Here is a 5,725-nt window from a genome sequence, read left to right as displayed (position 1 = left end):
GAGGTGTAGACTAACTAACATGCTTCTGCAGAATCTTTCAATGCCAGAATTAAAGAGTTTAGAAGGCAATTTAGAGGAGTGAAAGATATCCTATTTTTCCTGTTCAGATTATGTAAACTTTATGCCTGATTTTTTAAGACTCCCCAGAAAATGAACTTGATCCGTTTTCTCCTGGTTTTGCACCCGCGGGTGAAGTGGCAGCTCTTTGAAGGCTATATATATTGAACAAAAGGACGAGGAGGCTTTTTTTGAATAAAAAAAGACCCCACAGCCGTATTGTGAAAATATATAGACTAAAAGACTATAACGGAACACGCGAAATGGTGCCCTTGTTAATGAGTTAATGATACAATGATTCAGTGATTCAGTGATCTAATGATTTAATGATTCAATGATCTACTAAATACTTCAAATTAATGCATTCTACGCCAGAAGTAGGGAGTGAAAAGCATCAGTACTGTGAATAATTCCAGACGACCGATAAGCATGAAAAAGGATAATATCCATTTTACGCTTGCTGAAAGGTGGGCGAAATTATCGACAGGTCCAACGTTTCCTATTCCCGGACCGATATTACCCAGCGATGTTGCAACTGCACCCAGGGCAGTCAGAAAATCAACACCTAAGGCTGTTAAAATAATTACGCCGGTAGTATAAGTCATAATATAAACCATCATGAATGCAAGGACAGTATAAACAACACTTTCGTTAACTGCTTTTCCGTTTAATCGTACAGGGATAATGGCTTTCGGGTGTAGTTGACGTTTAAAGCTCTTAAAAGCATTTTTTATCAGAATGATGTGTCGAACAATTTTCACACCTCCGGCAGTCGATCCTGCAGATGCTCCAACGAACATCAGTAAAAATATCACCATCATAACCAATGGTGGCCACAGTGTGTAATCGACCGAAACAAATCCTGTTGTAGTAATTATTGAGACTGTTTGGAATAGTACATCCCTGAATGACTGTTCAAAATCGCTATTGGACCAACCTGAAAGATAAACAACTGTTGTAAGGATTGCCGTTACTACGGTGATCATCAATGTATAAAAACGAAATTCTTCATTTTCCCATATCTTTCTTAGCTTACCGTGAAACCCAAAATACGTTAATGTAAAGTTGGTTCCTGCAAAAAACATAAAAACAATCAGGATATATTGGATGTATGGAGTAAATTCTGCTGCACTGCTGTTAAATGTAGAGAACCCGCCTGTTGCCATTGTAGTAAAAGAATGGTTTAAGGCATCGTAGAAGCTAAATCCACCTGACATTAGCAGAACGGTTTCGACTGCAGTTAGTGAAACGTATATTATCCACAGTCTTCGGGCAGTATCTTTAATTCGGGGTTGTAATTTATCGGGAGATATACCGGGTGCTTCAGCCACAAAAAGCTGCATCCCCCCAATTCCCAATATCGGTAATATTGCTACGGTAAGTACAATAATCCCCATACCGCCAATCCACTGGGTAAGACTGCGCCACAGTAATATATCTTTATTTACGGATTCTATATCGGTTAATACCGATGCTCCGGTAGTTGAATATCCGGAGATAGTTTCGAATACCGCGGAAGAAAAATCGGTTATTGTACCGCTTAATATATATGGGAGGCTTCCCGAAAATGTCATAAGTACCCATCCGAATGTAACTATCAGATAGCCGTCGCGTTTAGTCATTTCCGACCTTATATTGTATCGTTTTGCCACAAAGTATATTAGCAGGCCGAAAAGTATAGTGATAACTCCCGAAAGAGATAAGGGAATATAGTCTTCGGGTTCATTGTAGTATATTGATGCTGACAGGCAAAGTAGCATGAAAGCACCGTTAAACATCAATAGTTTACTCAGGAAGCGGAATACTAAAGAAAAATTAAATCTGCTGCTCATCATCCACCTAATTTATTCGAAGTAACTATCAACTTTTGTAATTGTTTCTGCTCCGCGTCGGAAAGTTACAATGGCACGATCTCCTTCACGAAATATAAATTCTCCGTGAGGAGTAAATGCTTTTTTACCTCTGATAACTCCTCCAACAATAGCCTCTGCAGGGAATTGCAGATCCTTAAGTGCAGCTTCCAAAATTTTTGATTCTGAATGTATAACATACTCCGCCACTTCAATATCTACACCGGGTAAACTGGCCAGATTAGTAACACGTCCCTTGCGGACATATCTCGATATAAAGTTTGCAGCAATAAGTTTTTTATTAATAAGAGTGTCGATACCTATATTTTGTGATAAATGGATGAAATCCATATTTTCTACAAGAGCAATAGTTTTTGGTACATTATGACTTTTAGCAACTAAGCTTGCAATAATATTAGTTTCGGAATTGCCGGTTACAGCTATAAAAGCATCAACTTCAGATATTCCTTCTTCTTCGAGTAATTCAACATTCCTGCCGTCGCCATTTATTACCAGTGTATTTTTTAGCATGTCGGCAAGTTCGAAACTCCTTTGTTTATCTTTTTCAATTAGTATGACCCGGAATTTTCGGGTAAGAGCCATTGCAGTTGAACGTCCGATATCTCCACCACCTAAAATCATGATGGTTTTAACCCTTTCCGATGTTTTTCCCGTAACTTTTAAAATACGTTTTAGACCTTCAGGTTGAGTTATGTAATAAACGTGATCTCCCTGTTCAAATTTGGTGTCTCCACGTGGTATTATCGTTTGGTCATCACGTAATATAGCTACTGTTAAGAAATTTAAATCGTGAGTATATGCTGCAGTTTCTGCAAGAGTTTTTCCAATTATCGATTCATTACCCTTGAGGTGAATTCCGATTAGAGATAATCTTCCGGCAGCAAATTCAAATGTGTCGGTTATAGCAGTTTCTCTTAAGAGGCGTCTTATTTCTTTTGAGGCAAGCGTTTCTGTAGAGATGATTTCGTCGATTCCCAGTTTTTGTAAGTCAAATATATCTCTTCGATACAGAAAAGTAGGGTCTGATATACGTGCTACGCACTTTTTGGCTCCCATTCCCTTTGCCAAAGAAGCCGTAAGTAAGTTTTTATCCTGAGATTTCTCCACAGCACAAAACATATCTACTTTTTCCATATCCAATTCTTTCAGGATAAGTAAGGATGTTGACTTTCCTTTAATAGTAGCTACATCAATATGATTAGAAATATATTCCAGATGCTCTTCATTTTCATCAATTACAGTGATGTTATGATATTCTTCCGCTAAGTTTTTTGCCAGAAAAAATGCAACATCACCGTCTCCGCTGATAACAATTCTCATATTTGTCGTAATTAATAAGGGGCTAAATTAAGTTAATTTATTGTTTTTTAGTAAAGATTCAATGTTTTAATTGTACAGTGATATAGTTATTAGTGTTGAGTTGAGTGTTGACATAAGTCCATAACTCATTGCCTTTGTTGAAGTATAGATAATAAAAAAAGTGTAGCTTTGAGATTGATTTTACAGATAGAATAAATAATACACAATTATGAAAAAAATATTAGCCTATTTTTCCTTAATACTAGTACTGGGAGTTGCTTATGTAGGATATACAAATTATCCGAAGTTGGATATCATAACGGGGTATGCCTCGAAAATGGTAGCATCGGCAGTTTTTGTTGCTGACAGAACACAGGAATCGGTAAATAAATGTGATAACAATTTTTCGCCGATAAATCTTGCAAGTATCGAAGTAAATGAAAAGGAAAAGTCGGTTAGTGCAACATTATACGGGCTGAAAAAAAATAAGGCTGTATACAGGGAAGGATTAGGAGTTGTTGTAGTTACTGACGACTATGATGAAAAAGCAAATTTGATTGCTCCACAGCGTAATATTAGAGAAACTAATTTAGCATTTCCATACGGCGACATGGCACAAAAGGATACGATATTCGCCAATGTAAATTACGATTTACTAAATAAGGCAGTTGATAATTCTTTTGACATAAACCCTGACAGGATAGAGGGATCTCGTTCTGTGATGGTTATATATAAAGATCAAATTATTGCCGAAAAATATGCCGAAGGATTCGATAAGGAAACTGTATTGTTGGGTTGGTCAATGACAAAGACTATTACAAGTACCATGTACGGAATCATGCAGAAAAAAGGAATGGTAGATATAAACGCAAAAGCAGAAGTTCCGGAGTGGCAAAACGACGAAAGAAAAGAAATTACCTATAATAACCTTCTGCAGATGAACAGTGGCTTGGAGTGGGATGAGAATTATAACAAAATTTCGGACGTTACCAAAATGTTGTATTTAGAGAGCGATATGAGCGTAATGCAGAGAGAAAAAGGATTAACAGGAAAACCAAATGAATCGTGGAACTATTCATCAGGTACTTCAAATCTTTTATCGGGGTATTTAATGAGAAACAAGTTCGAATCGCAGCAGGATTATATAAATTTTTGGTATAATGAGCTGTTTGATAAAATAGGTATGAATTCAATGATTCTGGAAACTGATGTTATGGGTAATGTTATAGGATCATCGTACAGCTGGGCAAATACCAGAGACTGGGCAAAATTTGGTTTATTATACCTGCATGAAGGTAACTGGAACGGAGAACAGGTAATAGATTCAACCTGGGTTGATTATGCCGTAACTCCAACAAATACTTCCGGAGGAAATTACGGAGCTCAGATATGGCTAAACGTTGATCATTCGGAATATGCCGATGCTCCTGAAGATTTGTATTTCTTTGACGGATATCAGGGACAAAGAGTTTTTGTAATACCGTCGAAAGATATGGTAGTAGTACGTATGGGAATAAACAATACCAATAAAATGGACTTTAATGCATTTTTGAAAGAGGTGATTGGGGCTGTTGAGTGATGATATGAACTTGTTTTAGATTCTGTAGGAGTTGTGAGTTGTGAGTTCGTATGAGTACTTATGAGTTATGATAGTTAGAGGTCTTAGAACCAGCAACCGGTCATTCGACAGTCTCAGGAACCTGCAATCTGAAACCTGTCATCTCTCTAACGTCTATTATCTAACGTCTAATATCTAACGTCTAATATCTAATATCTCAATTCTTTTTCCTATCTTTTTGGTCCCAAATAAAAGACTATGAAATACTCCACATTATTTAAAGAAAGGCTCGAATCAAACGGACTGCCCCCGCTCAATATAGAGCAGTTTCAGCGCTATGTAAAGATTGTTGATCTGGAGCGTGATATTTATGAATTAAAAGGAGAATTTAGTAGCACAGAAAAGTTTAATAAGCCGCAACATGTAATAATAAGATTACACAGTTCTCTTACGGAGCTAACCGAGAATAAAGATCCTATTATATTATTTGAGGAAATGTTGAGTTTGTCTGGTTAGGGATGTACAAAGTCTAAAGTACAAAGTACAAAGTCTAAAGTACAAAGTCTAAAGTCTAAAGTCTAAAGTTGTACCAGTAACCAGCAATGCAACCAGTAACCAGCAACAAGTAATGCAACAAGTAATGCAACAAGCAACCAGCAACAAGTAACCAGCAACAAGCAACTAGAAACAAGTAACCAGCAACCAGCAACAAGTAACCAGAAACCAGAAACAAGTAACCAGAAACAAGCAACCAGCAACCAGTAACCAGCAACCAGCAACCAGTAACCAGCTTATACAACGACAAAAAGCGCCCTTCACAGGACGCTTTCTCTTTAAGGTTAATAATTCAGTTATTTATTTTGTTTTTTTAATAATTCTATTAATAATTACTTCTTTATCGGTATACGTTTTAATAATAAAGTTACCGTCAGGTATTCTA

4 protein-coding genes are annotated in these 5,725 nt (G+C 36.9%); 2 read left to right on the top strand and 2 right to left on the bottom strand.

Features of this window, described 5'->3' with window-relative positions:
* Positions 1-413 precede the first annotated feature (413 nt).
* Both ABFR62_12700 and trkA read right to left on the bottom strand, forming a co-directional pair.
* A complete protein-coding gene (locus ABFR62_12700) occupies positions 414-1,892 on the bottom strand; it encodes a TrkH family potassium uptake protein (protein MEN8139282.1) in 1,479 nt (492 codons plus the stop codon).
* Positions 1,893-1,901: 9 nt separating this feature from the next.
* Entirely contained in the window at positions 1,902-3,248 is a 1,347-nt protein-coding gene (gene trkA, locus ABFR62_12695; protein ID MEN8139281.1) for a Trk system potassium transporter TrkA, read from the bottom strand.
* A gap of 208 nt (positions 3,249-3,456) precedes the next feature.
* Here trkA and ABFR62_12690 point away from each other — a divergent pair, with 208 nt between their 5' ends.
* Both ABFR62_12690 and ABFR62_12685 read left to right on the top strand, forming a co-directional pair.
* Positions 3,457-4,806 (top strand): serine hydrolase, encoded by a 1,350-nt coding sequence (locus ABFR62_12690; GenBank protein MEN8139280.1) that lies wholly within the window; start codon positions 3,457-3,459, stop codon positions 4,804-4,806.
* Between the two features lie 237 nt (positions 4,807-5,043).
* Complete coding sequence (locus ABFR62_12685; protein ID MEN8139279.1) at positions 5,044-5,301, top strand: hypothetical protein; 258 nt, start codon at positions 5,044-5,046, stop codon at positions 5,299-5,301.
* The last annotated feature ends 424 nt before the right edge of the window (positions 5,302-5,725 follow it).

This window comes from Bacteroidota bacterium (assembly GCA_039714315.1).
GTDB lineage: Bacteria > Bacteroidota > Bacteroidia > Flavobacteriales > JADGDT01 > JADGDT01.
This window is presented reverse-complemented; position numbering and strand designations above follow the sequence as displayed.